The sequence below is a fragment of the Streptomyces endophyticus genome (assembly GCF_035798155.1).
Classification (GTDB): Bacteria; Actinomycetota; Actinomycetes; order Streptomycetales; family Streptomycetaceae; genus Streptomyces; species Streptomyces endophyticus.
The window spans coordinates 21,373-45,824 of sequence record NZ_JAOZYC010000152.1 but is presented as its reverse complement, the minus strand read 5'-3'; the positions used below and the strand labels follow the sequence as shown (position 1 = coordinate 45,824).

Annotated in this window: 17 protein-coding genes; 10 read left to right on the top strand and 7 right to left on the bottom strand. The window is 70.8% G+C overall.

Going from position 1 to position 24,452, the window contains the following annotated elements; translation table 11 throughout:
- Positions 1-21 precede the first annotated feature (21 nt).
- Positions 22-1,266 carry a DUF4185 domain-containing protein gene (locus OKJ99_RS30795; RefSeq protein ID WP_326021221.1) on the top strand — a complete coding sequence of 415 codons (1,245 nt, stop codon included), beginning with the start codon at positions 22-24 and terminating at the stop codon, positions 1,264-1,266.
- Here OKJ99_RS30795 and OKJ99_RS30790 read toward each other — a convergent pair.
- Entirely contained in the window at positions 1,196-2,254 is a 1,059-nt protein-coding gene (locus tag OKJ99_RS30790) for a bile acid:sodium symporter family protein (protein WP_326021220.1), read from the bottom strand. The two genes, OKJ99_RS30795 and OKJ99_RS30790, sit on opposite strands and share 71 nt — an antisense overlap.
- A gap of 125 nt (positions 2,255-2,379) precedes the next feature.
- Between OKJ99_RS30790 and OKJ99_RS30785 the strand changes: the two genes are divergently transcribed.
- From OKJ99_RS30785 to OKJ99_RS30755, 7 genes are all read left to right on the top strand, one after another.
- Entirely contained in the window at positions 2,380-3,243 is an 864-nt protein-coding gene (locus tag OKJ99_RS30785) for a LysR substrate-binding domain-containing protein (protein WP_326021219.1), read from the top strand.
- A gap of 291 nt (positions 3,244-3,534) precedes the next feature.
- On the top strand, positions 3,535-5,364 hold the full coding sequence (locus OKJ99_RS30780) for an AMP-dependent synthetase/ligase (RefSeq protein ID WP_326021218.1): 1,830 nt from the start codon (positions 3,535-3,537) through the stop codon (positions 5,362-5,364).
- Positions 5,361-7,148: a DUF2207 domain-containing protein gene (locus tag OKJ99_RS30775; RefSeq protein WP_326021217.1), complete on the top strand. Its 1,788-nt coding sequence runs from the start codon at positions 5,361-5,363 to the stop codon at positions 7,146-7,148. The genes OKJ99_RS30780 and OKJ99_RS30775 overlap by 4 nt, the downstream gene beginning before the upstream one ends.
- 132 nt (positions 7,149-7,280) lie before the next feature.
- Positions 7,281-8,543 (top strand): ABC transporter substrate-binding protein, encoded by a 1,263-nt coding sequence (locus tag OKJ99_RS30770; protein WP_326021216.1) that lies wholly within the window; start codon positions 7,281-7,283, stop codon positions 8,541-8,543.
- A gap of 22 nt (positions 8,544-8,565) precedes the next feature.
- Entirely contained in the window at positions 8,566-11,232 is a 2,667-nt protein-coding gene (locus OKJ99_RS30765; protein ID WP_326021215.1) for an ABC transporter permease subunit, read from the top strand.
- Complete coding sequence (locus OKJ99_RS30760; protein WP_326021214.1) at positions 11,229-11,963, top strand: ABC transporter ATP-binding protein; 735 nt, start codon at positions 11,229-11,231, stop codon at positions 11,961-11,963. The genes OKJ99_RS30765 and OKJ99_RS30760 overlap by 4 nt, the downstream gene beginning before the upstream one ends.
- A 154-nt stretch (positions 11,964-12,117) precedes the next feature.
- The gene (locus tag OKJ99_RS30755; RefSeq protein ID WP_326021237.1) at positions 12,118-12,909 is read left to right on the top strand and encodes an aldo/keto reductase; all 792 of its coding nucleotides are present in this window, start codon (positions 12,118-12,120) and stop codon (positions 12,907-12,909) included.
- 58 nt (positions 12,910-12,967) lie between these two features.
- Here the strand turns inward: OKJ99_RS30755 and OKJ99_RS30750 are convergent, their stop codons facing one another.
- The 3 genes from OKJ99_RS30750 to OKJ99_RS30740 form a co-directional block, all read right to left on the bottom strand.
- Positions 12,968-13,891 (bottom strand): class I SAM-dependent methyltransferase, encoded by a 924-nt coding sequence (locus OKJ99_RS30750; protein ID WP_326021213.1) that lies wholly within the window; start codon positions 13,889-13,891, stop codon positions 12,968-12,970.
- 118 nt (positions 13,892-14,009) lie between these two features.
- On the bottom strand, positions 14,010-15,674 hold the full coding sequence (locus OKJ99_RS30745) for a glycoside hydrolase family 6 protein (RefSeq protein ID WP_326021212.1): 1,665 nt from the start codon (positions 15,672-15,674) through the stop codon (positions 14,010-14,012).
- A 171-nt stretch (positions 15,675-15,845) separates the two neighbouring features.
- Positions 15,846-17,309: a cellulase family glycosylhydrolase gene (locus OKJ99_RS30740; RefSeq protein ID WP_407700800.1), complete on the bottom strand. Its 1,464-nt coding sequence runs from the start codon at positions 17,307-17,309 to the stop codon at positions 15,846-15,848.
- Positions 17,310-17,583: 274 nt separating this feature from the next.
- Here OKJ99_RS30740 and OKJ99_RS30735 point away from each other — a divergent pair, with 274 nt between their 5' ends.
- Positions 17,584-18,075 carry a YrdB family protein gene (locus tag OKJ99_RS30735; RefSeq protein WP_326021210.1) on the top strand — a complete coding sequence of 164 codons (492 nt, stop codon included), beginning with the start codon at positions 17,584-17,586 and terminating at the stop codon, positions 18,073-18,075.
- Between the two features lie 15 nt (positions 18,076-18,090).
- On the opposite strand, the gene OKJ99_RS30730 is transcribed toward OKJ99_RS30735, so the two are convergent.
- Entirely contained in the window at positions 18,091-19,965 is a 1,875-nt protein-coding gene (locus OKJ99_RS30730) for a rhamnogalacturonan lyase (RefSeq protein ID WP_326021209.1), read from the bottom strand.
- Positions 19,966-20,008: 43 nt separating this feature from the next.
- Entirely contained in the window at positions 20,009-20,245 is a 237-nt protein-coding gene (locus tag OKJ99_RS30725; protein ID WP_407700799.1) for a WCX domain-containing protein, read from the bottom strand.
- A gap of 55 nt (positions 20,246-20,300) precedes the next feature.
- Between OKJ99_RS30725 and OKJ99_RS30720 the strand changes: the two genes are divergently transcribed.
- Entirely contained in the window at positions 20,301-23,651 is a 3,351-nt protein-coding gene (locus OKJ99_RS30720) for an NACHT domain-containing protein (protein WP_326021208.1), read from the top strand.
- A gap of 11 nt (positions 23,652-23,662) precedes the next feature.
- Here the strand turns inward: OKJ99_RS30720 and OKJ99_RS30715 are convergent, their stop codons facing one another.
- On the bottom strand, positions 23,663-24,370 hold the full coding sequence (locus OKJ99_RS30715; protein WP_326021207.1) for a class I SAM-dependent methyltransferase: 708 nt from the start codon (positions 24,368-24,370) through the stop codon (positions 23,663-23,665).
- Positions 24,371-24,452 lie beyond the last annotated feature (82 nt).

Below are 24,452 nucleotides of genomic sequence, written 5' to 3'. Positions count from 1 at the left end.
GGGACATTAACGTCGCCTCGCGTGCGGGGTCATGAGCGGGCATCGACGCGACGCGGCCGGCGGCGGCCGGGGGCGCCGCTGCTCGCCCTGCTCGCCGCGCTCGTTCTCGTACTGATCACGCTTGTCGCCCTCCCCGATCGGGAGGGCGACGAGCGTTGCGGGCCCCGCGGTGTCACCTCGTGGTCCGCGGACACCCGCCTCACCGGCGCGTTCGCCCGCTACGGCGACGACGCCGAGCGGCTCGACGACTGGACCGGCGGCGACGGCACGCACTCCGTGCGGCTGCCGGACGGGCGGCTGCTGTGGCTGTTCTCCGACAGCTATCTGGGCGCCGTGAACCAGCCCCCGAACCCGGCAGGGCAGCCGCATCCCTGGCGGACCGCGGACGCGCCCTTCGTCCGCAACTCCGCGGTGCTGACGGACCGGTCGGGACGCCTCGACCGGACCGTGGCGGCGCCGCTGTTCCCGGACACGGCCGCGGGCGAGTGGCGCTGGCCGGTCGCGGCGCGCGTCGAGGGGAGCGGCGGGAAGCAGGTCGTACGGGTGCTGCTGTGGACGCGGGCGAGGGGCACAGGGCCGTACGTCTACGGAGTGCCGAACGCGACCGAGGTGGCGACCCTGTCGCTGCCGGACCTGCGCCTCGAAGGCATCACGCAGGTCCTCGACCAGCGGCAGGTGCGGGATCCGGCGCGGCGCGTGCTGTACGGGACGACGGCCGTGGACCACCAAGGCTGGACGTACGTCTTCGGGGCCGACGACGGGGAGAAGGCGGTGCACCGCGCGTACGTGGCCAGGGTCCCGCAGGGCCGCCTCGGGGACGTGCGGGCGTGGCGGTACTGGGACGGCGAGCGGTGGGGCACGCGCGCCGCGCCGGTCCTGGGCGACGGCGAGCGCCGCGGCGTGGGCACCGCCTTCACGGTGGTGCGGGACGCCGGAACGTACGTCCTGTTCACGACGGCGGCGGGCACGGAGGGGCTGACGAAGGTCACCTCGTACTGGGCCTGTTCTCCGACCGGCCCCTGGCACGGCCCCGCGCGGGCCTTCACCCCGCCGCTCCCCCGCGACGGGGCCGCCGCCTCGCACATAGCGGCGTACAACCCGCAGGCGCACCCGACGCTGAGCGGCGGCGGCCGACTCGTCCTCAGCTATGACGTCAACTGGCTGGACGAGTCGCCCACCGGCGCGCAGGCGCAGCTCAGCCGGAACGTGTCGCTGTACCGACCGCGGTTCGTGTCTCTTCGGCTCGGGCCTCTGCGGGAGCGGTGAGCTCCGGTTCCACCGTGTCGTCGGCGTCCTTCGAGCGGCGCTTGGCGATGACCGCGCACACCATCAGCTGCATCTGGTGGAAGAGCATCAGCGGCAGCACGGCGAGCGAGGCGTGCGCGCCGAACAGCACGCTCGCCATGGGGAGCCCCGAGGCGAGGGACTTCTTCGAGCCGGCGAACTGGATGGCGATGCGGTCGCCGCGGTTGAAGCCGAGGGCCTTCGCGCCGTACCAGGTGACCGCCAGCATGATCGCGAGCAGCACCGCCTCCACGGCCAGGAGCCCACCGAGGCGGACCGCGCTGACCTGGTGCCAGATGCCCTGCACCATGCCTTCGCTGAACGCGGTGTAGACGACGAGCAGGATCGAGCCGCGGTCGACGTAGCCGAGGACCTTCTTGTGGCGGGTGAGGAATCCGCCGACCCAGCGGCGCAGCAACTGGCCCGCGAGGAACGGCACCAGGAGCTGTAGCACGATCTTGACGAGCGAGTCGGCGGAGAAGCCGCCACCGCTGCTGCCGAGCAGCGCGGCCGCGAGCAGCGGCGTGAGGACGATGCCGGCGAGCGAGGAGAAGGAGCCCGCGCAGATCGCCGCCGGGACGTTGCCGCGCGCGATCGAGGTGAACGCGATCGACGACTGGATCGTCGACGGGACGAGGGTGAGGAAGAGGAACCCCTCGAAGAGGTTCTGCGGCAGCAGTACGGGGACCAGGCCGCGCGCCGCGAGGCCGAGCAGCGGGAACACGACGAACGTACAGGCGAGGACCGCGACATGGAGCCGCCAGTGGCGCAGCCCGTCCATCGCCTCACGGGTCGACAGGCGCGCCCCGTAGAGGAAGAAGAGGAAGGCGACGGCGGCGGTGGAGGCGCCGGACGCGACGTCGGCGGCGGCCCCTCGGGCCGGGAGCAGTGCGGCGAGGCCCACTGTCGCGATCAACGCCAGGATGTACGGGTCGATCGGCATCCAGCTCGGCCAGGTCAGGCGTTTCATTGGTTCCTTGCTCTCGGTTCACGTCGTGCCCTCTCCATAGTCCTCTCGATCTTCTTGATCGGGAATCCTGCATACCGTTCTGACTGTCATCGCGCCGCGTGATGAGCAGGAGTACGGTTCGTGGCATGTACGACCCCGGACAGCTCAGGACCCTGCTCGCCGTCGCGCAGACGCTGAGCTTCACGCAGGCCGCGCGCCGCCTCGGCCTGCGGCAATCGACCGTGAGCCAGCACGTGCGGCGCCTGGAGGACGCGACCGGGCGGACGTTGTTCACGCGGGACACGCACTCCGTGGAGCTGACGGAGGACGGGGAGGCGATGCTCGGATTCGCCCGGCGGATTCTGGAGGTGCACGAGCAGGCGGCGTCGTTCTTCACGGGGACGCGGCTGCGCGGCCGGCTCAGGTTCGGGGCTTCGGAGGACTTCGTGCTGACCCGGCTGCCCGAGATCCTGGAGTCGTTCCGGGCCGAACATCCCGAGGTGGACCTGGAGTTGACGGTCGAGCTGTCGGGGACGCTGCACGCGCAGCTGGACGCGGGCAAGCTCGATCTGGTGCTCGCCAAGCGGCGTCCGGAGGATCCGCGCGGGGAGTCGGTGTGGCACGACCGGCTGGTGTGGATCGGCTCCGAGCGGCTCCGCATCGACCAGGACCGCCCCGTCCCGCTGATCGTCTACCCGCCGCCGGGGATCTCGCGCGCCCTGGCCCTTGAGGCGCTGGAGCGGCACGGGCGGGCGTGGCGGATCGCCTGCACGAGCGGCTCGTTGAACGGCCTTGTCGCGGCGGCGCGGGCCGGGCTCGGCGTGATGGCCCACTCGCGGGGCCTCATTCCGCCGGGCCTCGTGCGGGTGCCGGACCGGGTGGGCCTTCCGGAGCTGGGCGAGGTCGACTTCGTGGTGCGCAGCGCGACCCGGGACGAGAGCGAGCCCGCGCGGGCGCTCGCGCAGGCGATCCTGGCGGGCGGGGACCGACTGCATAGGAGCGCCCGCTAGGCGCGGTGGTACCGTCCACCGGAACCGACTACTCCGTCTAAAAACTCGGACGACGGTCGACGGTGACCTCTTTGCACAGATCCAATGGAGGCCGGTGAAGAGGGCCGGGAGATTACGCTCCCGAAACTTACTCAGGCGTAAGTAATCTGCCCAGCTCCACCCGTTGTGGCCCGTTATAAACGTCTGACCTGTGCAAATTCCGCGCACCTTCCGCCCTCCGCAGGCACTCCCGCAGGGGCCCGAGGTCGGGTACCGTCACCGACGCTGTGCGGAGCGCCACAAGGAGCAACTTTGCGTGAGTTCACCAACCCCCCTGTGGCGTCGGCGCCGCTCGTCGGCGGCCTGGCCGACGCCGTGTTCGACCACGCCCTGGACACACCGGGACATATAGCCCTGTCCCGCAAGGACAGGCACGAGAAGTGGCAGGACGTCACCTCGGCCCAGTTCTGCGACGAGGTGATGGCCCTTGCCAAGGGCCTGCTCGCGCAGGGCATCCGGTTCGGCGACCGCGTCGCGATCATGTCGCGCACGCGCTACGAGTGGACGCTGTTCGACTTCGCGCTGTGGACCATCGGCGCCCAGGTCGTCCCGATCTACCCGACGTCCTCGGCCGAGCAGGTCTTCTGGATGCTGTACGACGCCGAGGTGTCGGCGGCGGTCGTGGAGCACGAGGACCACGCGATGACCGTCGCCACCGTCATCGGGCGACTGCCCCATCTGCACCGCCTGTGGCAGCTCGACGGCGGAGCCGCCGACGAGATCACCGCGTCCGGCACCCACATCGACGACGAGACCGTGCACCGGCACCGCCGCGCGATCACCCCCGAGTCGACGGCCACGATCATCTACACCTCGGGCACCACGGGCCGCCCCAAGGGCTGCGTGATATCGCACGGCAACTTCATGTACGAAGCCGACACGATGATCACGCGCTGGGAACCGGTCTTCTCCTCCAAGCGCGACCGCACCCCGTCGACGCTGCTCTTCCTGCCGCTCGCCCACGTCTTCGGGCGGATGGTGGAGATCGCGACGATCCGCGGCGGCGTGAAGCTGGCCCACCAGCCGGAGCTGCGGGCGTCCGCGCTCATGCCCGACCTCCAGTCCTTCCAGCCGACGTTCATCCTCGCCGTGCCGTACATCTTCGAGAAGGTGTTCAACGCGGCCCGCAGGAAGGCCGAGAACGACGGCAAGTCGGGGCCGTTCGAGAAGGCCATCGAGTGCGCCGTGAAGTACGCGGACGCGCAGGAGGCGAAAGCATTCGGCACGGGCCCGGGCCCCTCCGCGTCGCTGCGCATGCAGCACTCGGTCTTCGAAAAGCTCGTCTACTCCAAGGTGCGCGCCGCGCTGGGCGGCCGGGTCCGGCACGCGATGTCCGGCGGCAGCGGCATGGACCGGCGGCTCGGCCTGTTCTTCGCGGGTGCCGGCGTCACGATCTACGAGGGCTACGGCCTCACCGAGTCGACGGCCGCCGCGACCGCGAACCCGCCGGAACAGACCCGCTACGGCACGGTCGGCCAGGCGATCCCCGGCTCCAGCGTGCACATCGCCGACGACGGCGAGGTCTGGATCTACGGCCGCAACATCTTCCAGGGCTACCTCAACGACCCGAAGTCCACCGACGCCTCCCTGTACGACGGCTGGCTCGCCACCGGCGACCTGGGCGCCCTCGACGAGGACGGCTATCTCACCATCACGGGCCGCAAGAAGGAGATCCTCGTGACATCCGGCGGCAAGAGCGTCTCGCCGCAGCAGCTGGAGGAGCGGGTGCGCGACCACCCGCTGATCGCCCAGTGCCTGGTCGTCGGCAACGACCGCCCCTACATCGCGGCGCTCGTGACGCTCGACACCGAGGCTGTCGACCACTGGCTCGGCATGCGCGGCAAGCAGTCGATGTCCCCGGCGGACCTGGTGCGCGACCCGGACCTGGAGACGGAGGTGCGGCGCGCGGTGGTGGCCGCCAACACCCTGGTCTCGCAGGCCGAGTCGATCCGTACGTTCCGGATCCTCGCCCACCAGTTCACCGAGGAGCACGGCCTGCTCACGCCGTCCCTGAAGCTGAAGCGCAAGGCGATCGAGCAGGCGTACTCGGCGGAGGTCGACGCGCTGTACGGGACGCTGTGACCGCTGGTCGACCGATTCGGCGACGCAGGCGGCTCGACACACTCCTGCTGCTCGGCGCCGTCGTCCTGACCGGCCTGGTGGCCCTGGTGACGGCCGCGATCGGCAAGCCGGCCGAGCGCGTCGACTCCCTGTGGGCGAACGCCGTGGTCCGGGCGGACGGCGGCCTGCGCGTGACGGAGACGATCGACTACGACTTCGCGGACGGGGACCGGCACGGCATCTATCGCCAGATTCCGGGCACCAGGTCCGGTACCGCCACCGCCCTGAACGTCTCCATGGACGGCCGCCCCGTGCCGGTCGACATCGAGCGGAAGCCCGACTCCGCCGGCTACACCATCGGCGACCCGGATCACACGGTCACCGGCCGCCACCGCTACCGGCTCGCGTACACGCTGCCCGGCGTCATGGCCGGCGACGGGCTCGACTGGAACGCCGTCGGCACCGGCTGGGACGTGCCGATCGCGCACGCCGAGGCGCACATCACGGCGCCCCGTGCCCTACCGCACCCGCGCTGCGTGTCCGGCGACCAGGGCTCCGAGGATCCGTGCGCGGAGGCCGGTTCGCCCGCGCCGGGCCGCATCGACGTCTCCGCCGACGGGCTCGCGGCCGGTCAGGCCATGACCGTGTACACGGACCAGGGCGCGCCCCTCGCGAGCGCCGCCCCGGCCGCCCTGCCGCGGCCGCCCGCAGCGTTTATGTCGGCGCCGGAAGGGACGGAAGGGGCCTCCCCGGTCGCGATCTGGGCGGCGGCCACGGGCACCGCGCTCGTGACCGCGCTGCTCGCCACACTCGTGATCCGCCGGGCAGGCCGCGAGCGGGTCCGCACGCCGCAGGGGACGCGCCGCCGCGACCGGCAGCGCCTCGCCGACGAGTCGCCGCCTTCGCCGACCCCACCGGAGGGCCTCACTCCGGCGCAGGCGGGCGTGCTGCTCGCGGGCCGGGCCCGCCGACGCCACCGCACGGCGGCCCTGCTGCACGCGGCGGCGACCGGGCATCTGATCCTGCGCGGGCAGCCGAAGACCCCGCGGTTGTCCCGCCCCGACCAGGCGCCGGACGCACCCACGGACCCCATGACCGCGCGGGCCCTGGACAAGATCTTCGCCCACGGCCGCACCGTCCGGCTCGGCACGTACCACGAGAACTTCGCCGTCGGCTGGCGCCAGTTGGGCCGTGACCTGCACGAGTGGCACCGCTCGGGCGGCAAGGGGCTCTGGGAGCCCGGCGGGCAGGGCCGGTGGCTGGCGTCGGTGATCGTCGGCGGCCTCGGGGCGGCCGTGGGTCTGCGGCTGATGTGCGCCGCCGCCTGGCAGCAGACCGACCCGGGCGGCGCCTGGGCGGTGCCGCTCGTCCTCGGCTCCGCGCTCGTGGGCGCCGGTGCCGCGCTGGTCCTACGCTCCTGGGAACTGCGCCGTCACACGGAGCTCGGCACACACCTGTGGTGCGGGACCGAGGCGTTCCGCCGCCACCTCGCCGAACGCCCGGCGCACCGGGACCCCGCCGAAGCGGAGGCCCTCGCGGGCTGGGCCATGGCGCTCGGCGAGGCCGATTCGTGGACGGCGGCCGCGAGCACGACCGCCGCCGCCCCGCAGCAGACCTCACCGCTCGGCAGCGACCGCGTACTCAGGTACTCGTCGGCCCTGACGTCGGTGGCGAGCACCAGTGCGTCCGCGCCCTCGTCCTCCAGTGACGGCGGGAGCGGCGGCTCCTTCAGCGGAAGCGGAGGAGGAGGCGGGGGCGGCGGAGCCGGTGGCGGCAGCGGCGGCGGAGCCGGTGGCGGCTGGTGACGGCGGCCCCAGCAAGCCCCTTGAGGTAAACCGTCGGTAACTGACGGGTCATCAATTACCGATGCGTCAGTTATTGACGGTTCATCAGGTCGCACACAGAATCACCCTCACTCCGACGGAGGGGGACCGACCGTGTCGCGACCGATCCGCGCCATCACCGCCACCGTGGCGGCACTCCTGCTCGCCACCGCCTGCAACTCCACCGCCAACAGCGGAAACAACACCGCGGGCGGGCAGGGGAGTTCGGTCCGTGGTGTGACCGACGACAGCATCAAGGTGGGCGGCATCGTCTCCATGACGACGTCGAGCGGCTACAGCAAGAAGGACACCGATCTCGGCGCGAAGGCCCGCTTCGACCGGGCCAACGCCGAGGGCGGGATCAACGGCCGCACGATCGACTACCTGGGCGCGGAGGACGACGGCCAGGACCCGGCGAAGAACCTCGCGGCGGCCCGCAAACTCGTGCAGCAGGACAAGGTGTTCGCGATCTCGCCGATGAGTTCGGTGACGTTCTCCGGGGCGGACTTCCTCCAGAAGCAGAAGGTGCCGACGTTCGGCTGGGGCACGCTCCCCTCGTTCTGCGGCCCCACATACATCTACGGCTACGGCGGCTGCATGGTGCCGATGCCGGGCGGCACCATCACGCAGACCTGGCCCGAGGGACTGAAGAAGGTCACGGGCGGGGCGAAGGGCAAGAGCGTCGCGATCCTCGCCAACGACAACGACGCGGGCACCTTCGCCATCCGCACGTACAAGCAGTCCTTCAAGTCGGCCGGGTACAAGGTGTCCTACGCGAAGGCGACCGTGCCGGCGACCGCGGTGCCGAGCGACTGGTCGGCCTACACCAAGGAGTTGCTGCGCAGCGATGACGGCAAGGCGCCCGACGTGGTCGTCTCCGTGATGCAGACGCCGTACAACATCGGCCTGTTCACGGCCGTCAAGCGCACCGGGTACAAGGGCGTGCTCACCGACCCGACGGACTACGACCCCGGGCTGCTCGCCAAGAAGGCGACGAAGCAGGCGCTCGACGGGGTGCACGTGCTGCTGTCCTTCGAGCCGTTCGAGGCGTCCACGCCTGGAATGAAGCAGTTCAAGGCCGACATCAAGAAGGCCTCGGGCGGCAAGGACGTCCCGCTCAACATGCACATGATGACGGGCTATATGAGCGCCGACCTGTTCCTCGCCATCGCGAAGAAGGCCGGCAAGAACCTCACTGTCGCCTCGTTCCAGAAGGCGGCGAACGGCTTCTCCGACACCGGGACGCTGGTCGGCGACCGGGCGCTGCCGCGCGGGCGCACCGAGTCGTTCGGCTGCGGGGCGCTCGCCCAGCTCAAGGACGGGGCGTACCGGGTGTCGTCCTCGTTCAAGTGCTACCCGCCGATCCCCTTCAAGTAGGCGCAAGGGAAGAGGTGTTCAGGTGTCGGATCTGCTGGCCTTCGTGCTGAGCGGGCTCGTGTCGGGCGCGCTGTACGCGCTGCTCGCCACGGGGCTCGTGCTCTCCTACTCGGCCTCCGGGCTCTTCAACTTCGCGCACGGCGCGACCGCCTATCTGTGCGCGCTCGCCTTCTACGAGCTGCACTCCGGCTTCGGCTGGCCCGCCGTGCCGACGGCGCTGCTGCTCGTCCTCGTCGTGGCGCCCTTGCTGGGCTGGGGTCTCGACCGGCTGATGTTCAGAAAACTGGCGCGGGTCGGCGAGACCGCGCAGATCGTCGCGACGATCGGGTTGCTCGTCGCGCTGCCCGCGCTCGGCCTGTGGATCGTCGAACTCCTTGAGGACGCGGGCGCGCCGGTCAAGCCTGCGGAGAACCAGTTCGGGCTGCCCGGGGTCGGACCGAGTCCGGCGAAGAACTGGCAGCTGATGGACGGCGTCGGCATCGACTCGGACCAGCTGATCACGTGGGTGACGACCGCCGTCGTCGCGCTCGGGCTGTGGATTCTCCTGCGCCACACGGCACTTGGGCTCAAGCTGCGGGCGTCCGTCGACAACCGCTCGCTCGTCGAGCTGCGCGGGATCAGCGCCGACCGGCTCTCGTCGGTGGCGTGGATGCTCTCGTCGGTGCTCGCGGGCCTGGCCGGCGTGCTCGCCACTCCCCTGCTCGGGCTCTCCTCGCACGACTTCACGCTGTTCCTGTTCGTGTCGGCGACGGCCGCCGTGCTCGGCCGCTTCATGTCGATCCCGCTGGCCTTCGCGGGCGGGCTCGGGCTCGGGGTGCTGCAGAACCTGGTCGCCGGGTACGCCACGTTCGCGGAGAAGATCACCGGGTTCCGTACGGCCGTGCCGTTCCTGATCCTGTTCGCCGGGCTCCTGCTGCTCACGCGGCGGCAACGCACGGCGGGCACGGTGGCGAGCGACGCGCCGCCGGTGGACTATCTGGCGGGACGGTCGTGGCTGCGGCGCTGGGGGCCGTGGGCAACGGCCGCCGTGCTGCTCGCCATCGCCTTCTACACGGTGACGACGCCGTTCTGGAGCGGGATCCTCGCCCAAGGGCTCGCGATCTCGCTGGTGTTCCTGTCGTTCACCGTCGTCACCGGGCTCGGCGCGATGGTGTCGCTTGCGCAGGCCGCGTTCGTGACGGGCGCCGCGCTCGTCGCGGGACTGCTGATGAGTCACGGAGTGCCGTTCATCTGGGCGGCGCTCGCCGGGACGTGCGCGGCGGCGGCGCTCGGCGCGCTCGTGGCGCTGCCCGCGCTGCGGCTCGGCGGCCGTTCGCTGGCCCTTGCCACGCTCGCGCTGGCCTTCCTCGCGGACCAAGTGCTGTTCCAGCTCGGCTGGTTGAGGAACGGCGACACCGGCTGGGAGATCCCGCGCGCCGTCGCGGGCCCGATCGACCTCGGCGACGACCGGGCGATGGGCGTGGCCATGGTCGTGCTGTGCACGGCCGCCGTGGCGGGGCTCAGCGCGCTGCGGGGCTCGCGGGCGGGCCGGGCGATGCTCGCGGTGCGCTCGGCACCCGCGGCAGCGATGGCGTCCGGGATCTCCGTGATCCGCACGAAGCTGCTGCTGTTCACGATCTCGGCGGGGCTCGCCGGGTTCGGCGGCGTGATGTACGCGTCGTACAACACCCGCATCACCGCGACCGACTTCACGGCGATGACCGGGCTCATCTGGCTCGCCGTGGTGGTCGCGGCGGGCGTCCGGCGGCCGCAGTTCGCGGTGATCGCAGGGCTCAGCTTCGCCGTCGTACCGCATCTGATCAGCGACTACCTGACCGAGTCGGTGCAGCTCCCGGTGATCCTCTTCGGTCTCGCGGGCCTCGCGCTCGCCAACGATCCGGACGGCTACTGCGCGGCGATCCCGGCCCGCCGCCACCGCAGGAAGACCGCCACGACGAACGCCGTCGACGACGCGCCGACCTCGTCGCCCGACCCCGACGCCGCGCTCCAACTCGCCGGTGTACAGGCCGGATACGACGGCGCCCGCGTCCTGACGGGCGTCGACCTCACCGTCCACCCCGGCGAGATCGTGGCCCTCCTCGGCCCCAACGGCGCGGGGAAGTCGACCACGTGCAAGGTCGCGGCAGGCCTCATGACACCGCTTCAGGGCGAGGTGTACGTCGCCGGGTCCGCGGCGGGTCGCCAGGGTGCGGTCCGCCGGGCGCGGGCCGGGGTGGTGCTCGCGCCGGAGGGGCGCGGCATCTTCCCCTCCCTCACCGTCGACGAGAACCTGGCGCTCCAACTCCCGGAGCAGGCCGACCGGTTGGCGGTCTACGAGCGGTTCACCGGGCTCGCCGCCCGGCGCGACGTCACCGCGGGCTCGCTCTCCGGCGGCGAGCAGCAGCTCCTGGCGCTCGCCGCGCTGCTGCACCGGCCGCCCCGCGTCCTCATCGCCGACGAGCCCTCGCTCGGCCTCGCGCCGCGCGTCGCCGACGAGGTGTACCGGCTGCTCGCCGAACTCCGCGACGCGGGAACCGGGTTGCTGCTCGTCGAGGAGAAGGCGTCGGAGATCCTCGGCGTCGCGGACACCGTGGCGTATCTCGCGCAGGGCCGCGTCACCTGGTGCGGGCCGCGCGAGAAGGTGGAGGCCGAGCGGCTCACGGAGGCATACCTCGGCATCGCGGCGACCAAGGAGGCCGAGCACTCATGAGGTACGTACTGGAAGCCGAGAACGTCGGCGTGCGCTTCGGCGGCGTCCGGGCCCTCGACGGGGTGGGCCTGCGGCTCGCGCCCGGCGAGGTGTGCGGGCTCATCGGGCCGAACGGAGCGGGCAAGACGACGTTCTTCGACGTCCTCTCCGGGATCCGCAGGCCCGACGCGGGCCGGGTCCTGCTCTACGGCGCCGACATCACCCGCCGCTCCCCCGTCTGGCGGGCGCGGCACAAGATGCGCCGCACGTTCCAGCGCCAGCAGCTGTTCGGGCAGCTCACGGTCGCGGACAACCTGCTGGTCGCGCAGGAGTGGCGGCGCGGCGGCGCGGATTCGGAGCGCTCCGAAGGCCTTCTGCGCGACTGCGGCCTCGACGGCCTCTCCGGTACGTACGCGGGGACGCTGCCGGTCGGCCGGGCCCGGATGCTGGAGCTGGCGCGGGCCGCCGCCGACCGGCCGCGCGTGCTGCTGCTCGACGAGCCCGCCTCCGGCATGACGGCGCAGGAGCGCGAGCTGCTCGCGGCGACCGTGCGGCGCCTTGCCGAGGACGGCTGCGCGGTGCTGCTCGTCGAGCACAACGTGGCCTTCGTGATGGAGCTGTGCTCACGGGTCGTGGTGCTCGACCTGGGCTCCGTGCTCGCGGAGGGGACTCCGGAGGCGATCCGGGCGGACACACGGGTACGCGAGGCTTACCTGGGGACACAACCCCCGGCGCAAAAGTCTCATACCTGACTGTCATGCTGGTGTCACCCACAGGAATGCGCGTACGCCCGTGATCGTTGACCATGGGGGTACCGCATTGTGCAGTGCCACCCATCACCGGACGAAAAAGGATCGACACCTCGTGAGCAAGGTTCCCCCGATCATCCTGAACAACGGCGTCGAGATGCCCCAGCTCGGCTTCGGCGTGTGGCAGGTGCCGGACGACGAGGCCGAGAAGGCCGTCGCGACGGCGCTGGAGGCCGGGTACCGCAGCATCGACACCGCCGCGATCTACGGCAACGAGGAGGGCACCGGCAAGGCGATCGCCGCGTCCGGCATCCCCCGCGAGGAGCTGTTCGTCACGACGAAGCTGTGGAACGCCGACCAGGGCTACGACTCCACGCTGCGCGCCTTCGACACCTCGCTGGAGAAGCTGGGTCTCGACCGCGTCGACCTGTACCTGATCCACTGGCCGCTGCCCTCCAAGGGCCTGGCCACGGACACGTACAAGGCCTTCGAGAAGATCCAGGCCGACGGGCGCGCCACGTCCATCGGCGTCTCGAACTTCCTGCCGGAGCACCTGGACAAGCTGACCGCGGAGACCTCCGTGATCCCGGCCGTCAACCAGATCGAGCTGCACCCGCACCTCCAGCAGCGCGCCTCCCGCGAGAAGCACGCCGAGCTGGGCATCGCGACCGAGGCCTGGTCGCCGCTCGGCCAGGGCAAGGGCCTCCTGGAGGTCCCGGCCATCGTCGCGATCGCGCAGAAGCACGGCCGCACGCCCGCGCAGGTCGTGCTGCGCTGGCACGTCCAGCTGGGCAACGTGGCGATCCCCAAGTCCGTGACGCCGTCGCGGATCAAGGAGAACATCGACGTGTTCAGCTTCGAGCTCGACACCGAGGACCTCGGCGCGATCTCCGCGCTCAACGAGGACCGGCGTATTGGCCCGGACCCGGCGACGTTCGACGTCGCGTAGCACCTGAGCAGGCGACAGGGCCCCGGAGCACGCTCCGGGGCCCTGTCGCGTACGTGCCTCAGGCCTCCTTGACCGCCGTGTGCACGGTGTGCGCGGTCAGCAGGAAGAGGTCGTCGCGGCGGTACAGGCCCTGCGGGTCCTTCGGGTCCATCAGCCGCTCCATCGTGGCGATGTCCTCGGCCGGCAGCGCCTCGGCGAAGACGTCAAGGCGGCGCTTCCACAGGTCGACGACCGTCTCGCGGGCCTCGCCGGAGAGCGGCGCGGGAAGGTCGAGCAGGAAGGTGCGGCTGACGGCGTTCGTCAGGCCGGCGTCGGTCAGCAGCTCCGTCCAGTTCTCGGTGTCCTGCTTGGCGCCGGGCAGCTTGGCACGCATGTCGCCGAACCACTCCTCCTCGATCGCGTCGGCCCGCGCTTGCAGGCCGGGCCTGCCGAGGCCGAAGTCGCGCGGCAGACAGCGCTGCGGCAGACCGCCCTCGACGAGCGCGAGGGTGCCGCCGGGCGCGAGCCGCCCCGCGAGCGCGGCGACCGCGGCCCGCTGGTCGCCCACGTGGTGCAGGGAGCGGGCGGCCCAGATGAGGTCGGCGGAGGGCAACTCGTCGATGCTGTCCGGGAGTTCGACGCGCAGTGTGCCGGTGCGCTCCGCGATGCCGTGCTGCGCGAACCGCTCCATGGCCCGGGTGAGCAGGGCCTCCTCCGGGTCGGCCGCGATGACACGGGCCTCCGGGAAGGCCTCGGCGAGGTGCAGCGAGACGGCGCCGGGGCCCGCGCCCGCGTCGACGATCAGGCCGGTGCCGGCGGGACGGGACGCACGGAGCCAGGAGAGGGCCTGCGTGTACAGCGGCTCGTACACGGAGGCGTTGCGCTCCAGCATGGGGATCATGTCGGCCCAGTCGATGTCCGTGTGGTCGTGGTGACCGTGCCCGCCGTGCTGACCGTGCTGCTGCTCGCCGTGCTGTTCGTGCTGGTGGTGGCCGTGTGCCATGTCGGGTGTCGCCGCCCTTCGTGCCCGTATGTCGTCCGTCGCCCTCAGGGTGCGCGGACGACATACGGACAGGCAAGCCACGTTGCCGAGTCGGCAATATCCGGCTACGGCAGCCGGGCTACAGCGCCGGGTGGGCGTTCTTCATGAGCTCCTGGAACTGGGCGGAGAACCAGTGCCCGGACACCGGTGCGTTCGGCAGCGCCCCTGACATGTTGTTGTTGTTCCGCGGGTTGCCGGTGTACGTCGGGTCGCACATGCGGTCGAAGCCCTTGCCCTCGTCGTTGTCGATGGCGGTGCTCGACCCGTCCGACTCGCCCGGCGGCTTCATCCACACGTAGGCGTCGATCCCGGTCGCCGGGTTGGCCTGCGGCCGCTCGCCGAGGCCCGCGCCGCTCTGGTTGCACCAGTTGCCGAGGTGGATGCGGCGGTCGTAGCGCCCGCCGTCCACGTACGTGTCCACCGAGGTCCTGGCCCCGGGCCCGGTCGGCCGCGCCGCGCCGCCCCAGCCGTTGCGGGAGGTGTCGATCAGCATGCCGAGGTTCTGGTCGAAGCCCAGCGAGACCAGCTTCTCGCGCATGGCCTGCGCGTACGACAGCTCGTCGGTGTACCGGTTCCAGTCCACCCACTTCGACTGGCGCACGGAGGTCCCGTTGACCGAGTCGTCGATCGTGAAGTTGTCCTCCTTCAGGGCGCTGTAGTTGGCGGTGTTCACGATGAAGCCCTGGACGTCGGAGAGCTTGGCGCCGTTGGCGCTCGCGGTCGACTTGAACAGCTCGGCGGAGGGGCCGAAGTTGTCGTCCCAGCCGAGCCAGCCGTGGTGGCCCGCGTCGATGTAGTTGTAGACGTTGGGGATGTCACCGAGCTTGTCGAGGGCGTAGCCGACGCCCTTCTGGTAGTTGCCGTTGGCCTTCATGGTGTCGCAGTTGGGCGTGGCCGTCGGGCGGCCGGACACGTTGGTGACGAGGTTGGGCAGCGAGTCGATCTCGATCGTGGTGGCGATGCGCAGGCCCGCGTACTTCGGGTCGGCGAGGATCTTCACGATCGGGTCGATGAAGTCCGACTTGTACTTGTCGATCTCCGTCGGGCCGAGCTCGCCGTTCGAGGCGAGCGCGGAGCAGTCGCGGCCCGGCAGGTCGTAGACGACCAGCTGGACGACCTCCTCGCCGCTGCCCTTCTGGGCGAGCGCCGCGTCGAGGTGGTCGCGCAGGCCCATGCCGTCGCCCACGCCCTCGATGGCGGCGATCCGGTCGAGCCAGACACCGGTGGGCTGGTCGGCGATCCGGCTGCCACCGGGCTCCGCCTTGGCCTTCGCGGACCACTCCGGGTTCACGTACACCTTGGCGCCGGCGTACGGGTTGTCGACGCGGTCACCGGGCTCGGTCGGGTCCGTGGGATCGGTCGGGTCGGTCGGGTCGGTCGGCCCCGTGGTGTCCTCGTTGCAGGTGACACCGTTCAGCTTGAACGTGGCGGGTGCGGCGTTGCTGCCGCTGTACGTGGCGTTGAAGCCGAAGGAGGCGGAGGCGCCGGTGGCGAGGCCGCCGTTGTACGAGACGTTCTTGGCGGTGACGGCGGACCCGGACTGGGAGATGTCGGCGTTCCAGCCGGAGCCGACCTTCTGGTTACCTGCGTAGGACCAGGTGAGGTTCCAACTGTTCACCGCGGCACCGCTGTTGGTGACGGTGACGGCGGTGGTGAAGCCACTGCCCCAGTCGTTCTGCACCTTGTAGTCGACGGTGCACGCGGGGGCCGCGGCGGACGCGGGCAGGGCGACGGCTCCCGCCATTAAGCCGGCGCCGGTGAGGGCGAGGGCGGCGAGGCCTGCGGCGCTGGAGCGGGAGCGGGAGCGGGAGCGGGAGCGGGAGCGGGAGCGGTATCTGGATCTGGTGCGACTCATGGTGTGGTGTGTCCCTTTCAGTGATTGGTGCCTGCGGTTGATGCCTTACGGGTTGGTGTCTTACGGGTTGATGGCTTTCAGGTGGTCGCGCAGGCCGACCCCGAACGCGGTCGGCGTGCCGTCGTAGTCGCTGATCAGCGAGGGACCGGAGGAGCAGTCCCAGGTGTTCCAGGTCCAGCCGAGGTACGACAGCTTCCGGTCGTCGAACCACTTCATGACCCGGTCGATGAAGGCGTGGGAGCAGGTGTTCTCGCCGATCTCCCCCGCCACCAGCGGGACCTGCGCCGCGACGGGCGCGAGCTGCTCGTCCCAACAGGCCTCACTGGAACAGGTGTTGAAGTTGTAGACGTGCCAGGCCGCGGCGAGATTGCCGGCCGGGTCCGACGGCTTGTGGGCGAGCCACTGCCGCAGGTCGTTGGAGTACGCGAGGCCGCCCGCCAGGATCAGGTTCCGGGCGCCCGCCGCGCGCACGGCGTCCACCAGGTCCTGCATGCCGGCCACCTCGTAGCCGATGCCGGGGCAGGTGCCACCGTCCTTCCAGCAAGCCCAGGCCTCGGACAGGGTGGAGGTGGCGCGGTCCGGATACGGCTCGTTGAACAGGTCGAGGACGACCTCCGGCTGCGCCTTGAAGGTGGCGGCGACCGAGGACCAGAAGCTCGGCGCGTACGTGGCGTCCGGCATCGGCTTCTGGCAGCTGGCGTGGACGTCGGAGCAGCCGGCCGAGTTGCCGGTGTACTGGCCGTACGACCAGTGCATCTCCAGGATCGGCGTCATGCCGTTCGCCTTGACCCGGTCGACCAACTGCTTGATGGCGGACTGGTAGTTGGCGCCTCCGTACTCCGGTTTGATGTTGTCGAGGCCGAGCCAGCACTCCTCGTTGAGCGGGATGCGGACGGCGTTGGACTTCCAGTCGGCGATCGCCTTGATCGCCGCGTCGTCGACGGGGCCGTCGAAGATTCCATGGCCCTGTACGCACATGAACTCGGCGCCGGAGCGGTTCACACCAAGGATCCGGCGGGTGGCACCACTCGCGTCGACGAGCTTGTTGCCGGAGACCTTCAGAGCGGGGACAGCGCCGTCACCGGGGCCGGTCGGGCCGGTCGGGTCGGTCGGGTCGGTCGGGTCCGTCGGGTCGGTGACGTCGGTGTTGCAGGTGGCGCCGTTCAACTTGAAGGCGGTCGGCACGGTATTGGCGCCGGACCGCGACCCGACGAACCCGGCCGACACACTGGCGCCGGAGTCCAGGGCGCCATTCCAGGTCTCGTTGGCCGCGGTCACGGTGGAACCGGACTGGGCCCACTTGGCGCCCCAGCCCTGGGTGACCTTCTGTCCGTCGGCGAAGTCGAAGGACAGGCTCCAACTGCCCTTCGCCGCACCGTTGTTGGTGACCTTGACGGCGCCCTGGAAGCCGTCGCTCCACTGCCCGGTGACCGAGTACTCGACCGTACAGGCGGGGGCGGCGGCGACCGCGGGTGCGGCGCCGGCCAACGGGATCAGCGTGGCCGCCGAGACGGCACACGCCATGAGTAACGCACTGTGCGGGGGGTGTCGCATGAGCGAGTCCTTGCAGCTCGGACGCGTACGGCCACGGCCGGCGCGTCGACTGATGGATTCGCTCCCACTGGTTGCTGGGCGACTTTAGAGAAGGAACTGCCGTCAAGCAACAGACGAGTTCCGAACTTTCGCTGTCGAATTTATTCGACTCCTCAAGCCTCTTGACCGCCAATTGCCCCATCCGCATCCTTGGGAGCGCTCCCACTGGTTCACAGCTTGTCGAGCCGCACCAGGAGGAACCCCCATGCGAAGACCGCGCACCCGGCTGCCCCCGGTAGCCGTACTCGCCCTGGCGGCGGGCCTGTTGACACCTCTGGCTCGCGTCGGGCGCCGCCTTGCCGAAGCCGATGGTGTCCGCCTGCACGGCTACGGTTTTCACGCGTCGACGCTCGCGGTGCGGTTCGTACTGGAACTGCTGGCGCTGGTGTGCTTCGGGATCTGGGCGTGGGGGCTGACGTCGGGGGCGCTGCGGTACGTCCTCGTGATCGCGGTCCCCCTCCTCGTGGCCCTGCTGTGGGGTGTGTTCGCGACGCCGGACGACGCGTCGCGGTCCGGGGACGCCGTCGTGGTGACCCCCGGGCCGCTGCGCCTCCTGCTGGAGCTGGCCGTGTTCTTCGGTGGCGCGGCCGCCCTGTACGCGGCCGGATCGCAGGTGCCGGCGCTCGTCCTCACCGGTGTGCTCGTCGTGTACCACCTGCTGGCGTGGGACCGGGTGGTGTGGCTGCTGCGCCACTGAGCCACCCGGTGGGGGTCACGGTGTCGTGAGCGTCGGGCGCGGTGCCGTCGGCATCTTGTCGCCGATGAAGAAGCTCGGGTGCGGCGGCTGGTTGTAGGCCGTGTTCTGCCAGGCCAGGGCCGTGCGGTACTGGGTGTCGTGGAGGAGTGTCGTGATGCGGGTCGAGGTCTGGACCGGGGTCGAGTAGACGCGCAGGGCCGTGTTGTCGGTCGTCGGCCAGACGGCCTCCTCGCGCCAGTCGCCGAGGATGTCACCGGAGAGGGCCGGCGTGGCCTTCGTGCCGTTGTTGGAGTGGACGCCGGCGCCGGTCAGGAGGCGGGTGTCGGCGGACGTGCCGTACTTGTCGATGTGTGTGCCGTCGAGGAGTTCGCGGGTGGTGTCACCGTCCCACCAGGACAGGAAGTTGGTGGAGGGCGGCTTGTGGGAGTTCACGACCGTGCCCTTCGGGTCACGGACGCCCGACTCGGCCGATGACCAGGACTCGGCGCCCGCACTGCCGGACCAGATGTCACCCGAGACACCACGGCCGTTGTCACCGTTGGTGCCCGTCTTCCAGATGACACCACCGGTCTTGGCGTCGGCCATCCAGGAGGACGGCTTGGAGCTGTCCTCGTCGACCTTGAACTCCTCAAGTCCTGGCCGCGAGGGGTCGAGGTCGCCCACGTGCATGGCGTCGCCGTGGCCGTTCTTCGTCGTCCACAGGCCCGACCCGTTGTCGTCGACCGCCATCGCGCCGTAGACGATCTCGTCCTTGCCGTCGCCGTCGACGTCCGCGACGGACAGCTGGTGGTTCCCCTGACCGTCGTACCCCTTACCGGAGTTGGTGGAGGAATTGGTGTCGAAGGTCCAGCGGCGCGTGAACTTTCCGTCCCGCCAGTCCCAGGCCGCGATCACGCTCCGCGTGTAGTAGCCGCGCGCCATGATGAGCGAGGGCCGGGCGCCGTCGAGGTAGGCGGTGCCCGCGAGGAAGCGGTCCACCCTGTTGCCGTACGAGTCACCCCAGGACGACACCGTGCCGCGCGCGGGGACGTAGTCGACGCTGCCCATGGCGGCGCCGCTCTGGCCGTTGAACATGGTGAGGTATTCGGGCCCGGACAGCACGTAGCCGCTCGAATTGCGGTGATCGGCGGACGAACTGCCGATGACCGTGCCCTTGCCGTCCTTCGTCCCGTCGGACGTCTTCATGGCGACCTCGGCCTTGCCGTCGCCATCGTAGTCGTACACCTGGAACTGGGTGTAGTGGGCGCCCGAGCGGATGTTCCTGCCGAGGTCGACGCGCCACATCCGGGTGCCGTCGAGCTTCACCGCGTCGACGATCGTGTTGCCCGTGTAACCGGACTGCGAGTTGTCCTTGGCGTTGGTGGGCTGCCACTTGAGGACGAATTCGAGGACGCCGTCGCCGTCGAGGTCGCCGACGGAGGCGTCGTTCGCCTCGTAGGAGTAGGCGACGCCGTCGGGCGTGGTGCCACCGGACGGCGGGGTGATCGGTACGTCCTTGTATCCGCTGCGGAACTGGATCGCGTGCGGCGAATCGGCCTGTTCCGTGCCGTTCACGACGGCCCGCACCGTGTAGTCGGCGGAGCTGGGCGCGCCGTCGTGGAAGAAGTTCGTGGAGCCGGTGACCGGCGTCGAGTTGACCTTCGTGCCGGCCCGGTAGACGTTGAACGCCACGTTGTCCGGGTCGGTTCCGAGCCACCTCCAGCTGACCAGGTTCCCGGCGTCGGTGTGCACACTGACCAGGCCACGGTCCAGCTTCTCGGCCTGCCGGGCGGTGGCGGCGGACGCGTCGTCACCGGGCAGCAGCGTCAGCCCGGTGACGGCCAACGCGGCGGCCGTGGCGGCGGCGAGGAACAGACGGCGGCGTCTGCGGTGGGGGCGGGGGCGGGACATCGGCGCTCCTGGGGGGTGTGGGTCGGCGGATTCCTACGCCCCCTCAGTTGCCACCGTGCGCCGATGGGTTGCCGGTCTCCGTATCCGCGTACGTGCGCGCGAGTGCCCGCGCCGTCGCCGAGATCCGCTCACGCAGCTCGGCCGGTTCCAGCACCTCGATGTCCGCGCCGAGGCGCAGGAACTCGTCGTGTGCGTGGCCGATGGACTCGATGGGCAGCCGGGAGGCGTTCTCCGTCGACGAAGGGCGGACGTGGCTGCCGAACTGGACGATGGGGTTCACCCGGTGCGCCGTATGATCCCGGGGCAGTCGGTGTTCGACCTTCCTGGGGGCTCATATGGAACCCACGACCATCGGGGCCCGCCTGGCCTCGGCCGCCATCGGCCCGGTCGTGAAGAAGCTGTTCGTCAGCGAGGGCCCGGGGGCCGGTCTGGTCGACAAGCCGATCCGGATCTCCGGCTACGTGTCGTTCCGCGGTGAGAAGCGCGTACTCGGCGAGCGGGACGTGCGGCGGCTCGCCGCCAGACTCGTCCGACAGGCGGTGCGGGTCGGCGAACGGCCGGTGGGAGCCGACGAGGAGAGCGCCGTCTCCGACGCGCTCGGCAGCACCCTGTATGCCCTGGGCCGGCTGGACATCACCGATCTCGACGCCGTGCGGCTGGGCCATCAGCGGTTCGCCCACGAACTGCGCCGCGCGGCCGACAACCCCGAGCGTCATCTGTCGGCCGACGGCACGCGGCTGTACGAGTCGCTGCTGGACGCCGCGTGCCTGCACATCCTGCACTTCTTCACCCAGCGGTCCACGTTCGTCGCCCACGCGCTCGTGGAGCAGACGCGGTCGATGGGTGAACTCATTGCCAAGGTCGATGAGTTGATCCGGCGCGTCCCTCCCCCGGGCGGCGGGGACGTCGCCTTCGAGCAGGCGTATCTGAAATACGTGGCCAAGTGGCACGGCAAGCTCACGATCTTCGGCATCGACCTCAGCGACTCGCCGCGACGCTGGGCGTTGGACGTGGCGTATTTGAGCCTTGAGACAACGGGGCCGCCGCTACTGCCGACCGTGGTCAGGGAATTCGAGAAGACGTTCGCCGAGGCATTCTCTCAGCTTCCGGATGCCGACGAGGTCCAGCGTTTCCTGGAATCCCAACGGGATTGGGGGGACGTGCGGCTCCAGACGGCCGCTTGGGAGGCAGCCGACGCCGTACGGGGCGTAAACGGTGAGGTCTGGCGCCGGCTTCGTCGGCACACTTCCCGCCCCGCCGACCGCGCCCTCGCCAACGCCCCCCGCGTCCTCCTCCGCGGCGAGGCGGGCTCCGGGAAGACCACGCTCGTCCAGTGGCTGGCGGTCACCGCCGCACGGCAGGACCTCGCCGAGGGCATGGAGTACCTCGACGGCCGGGTGCCGTTCGTACTGCCCCTGCGCACCCTCACCCGCGACGGCAGGAAGCTGCCCCTGCCGAAGGACTTCCTCGCCGCCATCGGCTGCCCGCTGGACGGCACCCAGCCCACTGGCTGGGAGAACCGGGTGCTGAGGGACGGGCGCGGCCTGATTCTCGTCGACGGCATCGACGAGATACCGGAGAGCGAACGCGAACGGGCCAGGGCCTGGTTGCGCACGCTCATCGAGACGTACGACGGCGACAACCGGTGGCTGGTCACCTCCCGCCCCTCCGCGGTGGACCACGACTGGCTCGCTGACGAAGGCTTCGGCGAGCTGGCGCTCTCCGCCATGGACCCCACCGCCATCGCCACCTTCATCCGGCGCTGGCACGCCGCGGCACGATGCGGTGACGACGGCGACGGGGACCTCGACCGTTACGAGGCCCAACTGCTCCGCGCCGTCCGTACGGAGCCCGACCTGGGCCGCCTGGCCACCAATCCCCTGATGTGCGGCCTGATCTGCGCCCTGCACCGGGACCGTCGTGGTTATCTCCCGCACGGCCGCAAAGACCTGTACGAGGCCGCCCTGTCGATGCTCCTCAACCGCCGGGACCGGGAGCGTGACATGGCGGGGCCCGAACTCGCCGAGGACCCGCAGCTCGACGTGTTGCAGCGGCTGGCCTACTGGCTGATCAAGAACGGCCGCACCGAGATGGACCGCCAGCGCGCCGTGCGCATCATCGACAGGGAACTGCCCTCCGTGCCCGAGATCGCCGCTCTCGGGGACGCGGCGGCCGTCTTCGACCACTTCCTGGAGCGCAGTGGGCTGTTGCGCGAACCCGGCCCCGATGCCGTCGACTTCGTCCATCGCACGTTCCAGGACTTCCTCGGCGCCCGGGCGGCGCTGGAGGAGGGTGACTTCGGGCTGCTGAGCGCGAACGCGGGGCACGACCAGTGGGAGGACGTGATCCGCATGGCGGTCGCGCTGGCCCGCGCCCGCGAGCGGGTCACCATCTTCAACAGCCTCCTGGAGGCCGGTGACCAGGCCGCGGAGGGGCGCGAACGGGCCCGCGTCTATCTGCTGGCGGCGGCCTGCCTGGAGCACGCGACGTCACTCGACCCCGGAGTGCGCGAGGCCGTGGAGCAGCGCACCGCCACTCTGATTCCACCGGGAAGCGTGCCGGAGGCCCAGGCGCTCGCCCAGGTCGGGCCCCTGGTCCTGCGACTGCTGCCGGGCCCGGAGGAGCTCCAGGATCCGGTGGACGCCTTCCACGTGGTGATCACGGCCTCCCGAATCGACTCGGACGCCGCGATCGCCTTTCTCTCCCGGTTCGTCGAGCACTCGTTTCTGGCGGTGCGGTCGCAGCTGATGTGGGCGTGGTCGCGCTACGACACGGCCCAGTACGCGGAGGAGGTCATCGCGCGCCTCGATCCGACGGGCCTTGCGTACACGGTGCGCTCCAATGCCCAGCTCGACGAGGTGCGGCGGCTCGGGATGCGACCGACGTACCTGGACGTCAGGACCGGGGTGTCCCTCGAAGCCCTGATCGCGTACGCGGAGGAGCACACGTTCACACTGCTCGACCTGTCCCACGAGGACGTGACGGATCTGCGCTTCCTCGCGGGGCAACCAGGGCTCCAGTCGCTGATTGTCGCCAACTGTCCACAGCTCACGGACATTTCCGCCTTGGACGGCCTCCCCCTGGCCCTCCTGGACCTGCACACGACGGCACCCGAGCTGGACCTGGATCCCCTGGGCCGGTTGACGGCCCTTGAGGTCCTCGCCGTTTCCGGACCCGCCACCCTCAACTGGTCGCCCCGGCAGCTGCCCTCCGGGGGCCCGCTGAAGAGTCTGCGCATCGCGGGAGAGGTGGCTCCCGCCCACGGGCTCCAGGGACTGGCCGACCTGCCCCACTTGATGACGCTGGCCCTGAACGCCGCCTCCGGTCCGGCGTCGGCGGCGGACTGGGCGGAGCTGCGCCAGCTGCCCCACCTCACCGAACTCACGACGACCGCTGTGTCGCTCGAGACGGCGCCGGCCGGCGAAGGACTGCCGGGCATCACGCATGTGACACTCGTCGGCGGCGACGGCGACCGCGTCGTGCAGGCGGCGGCCCACCGGCTGCCGGACCTCTTCCCCGGGCTGACCCACTGCGAGTTCAGCGGCGACATGCACGCGGAGGGCGACATCGACCTCTCCCCGCTGGCCGGGCTGCGCGGACTGCGCACGCTCATGATCGACATCAGCCGCGACCGGGTCCGGGGCGTCGACGCCCTGCCCGCCTCGGTGGACCTGCATCTGGCCTGAGCACGCCCCCGTCACACAGCGAACGCCAGCAGTGTGTACGTCGGATCGGGCCGCGGCGCAGCCTGATCCGGCAGACCCTCCAGCCGCGCCGCCAGCTCCTCACCCCCGCGCGCGTAGATCCGCCCGGCCCGCACCTCCCGTGCGAGCCGCGCGGGCACGCGGCCCTGGCCGTGTCCGACGAAGGTGGCGGAACCCTGCGGGCGCAGTCCGTGCTCGGCGGCGATCGTCGTGATGCGCTCGGTGGCGTCGGTGGGTGGGCGGCGGCCGTGGGGTCCGACGAGTGCGCAGATGTCGCTGTCCACGAGGTGCGCCGCCGCCTTGTCGACCGTCGTCACGAACACCCCGCCGGGGCGGAGTACGCGGGCCGCCTCGGCGATGACCGGCGCCGCGTCGTCCAGGAGGTGCAGCAGCCAGACGGCGGTCACCGCGTCGAACGTGCTGTCCACGAAGGGCAGTTGGCGGGCGTCCGCCTGGAGCGCCGCGCCGGACAGTCGGGGTGCGGCGGCCCGCAGCATGCCGCTCGCGCGGTCGACGCCGATGGGGTGCAGGCCGGGGCGGGTCATGCGGCGGGTGACGAGGCCTGTGCCGCAGGCGAGGTCGAGGAGGGTGTGGGCGTTCTCCGGGACGAGGCCGAGCACGGCGTCGGCGGCAGCTTGAGCGCGCGGCTCTCCGCCGCGGGTCGCGTCGTACCGGTTCGCTTCCTCGTCGTAGTCGAGCACGCGGGGACCTTAGCCCAGCCGGGCGTGTGCGGGACGGAAATCCCCCACCAGCCCCTTCCCGAAACCGGGGCTCGGCTGCCTC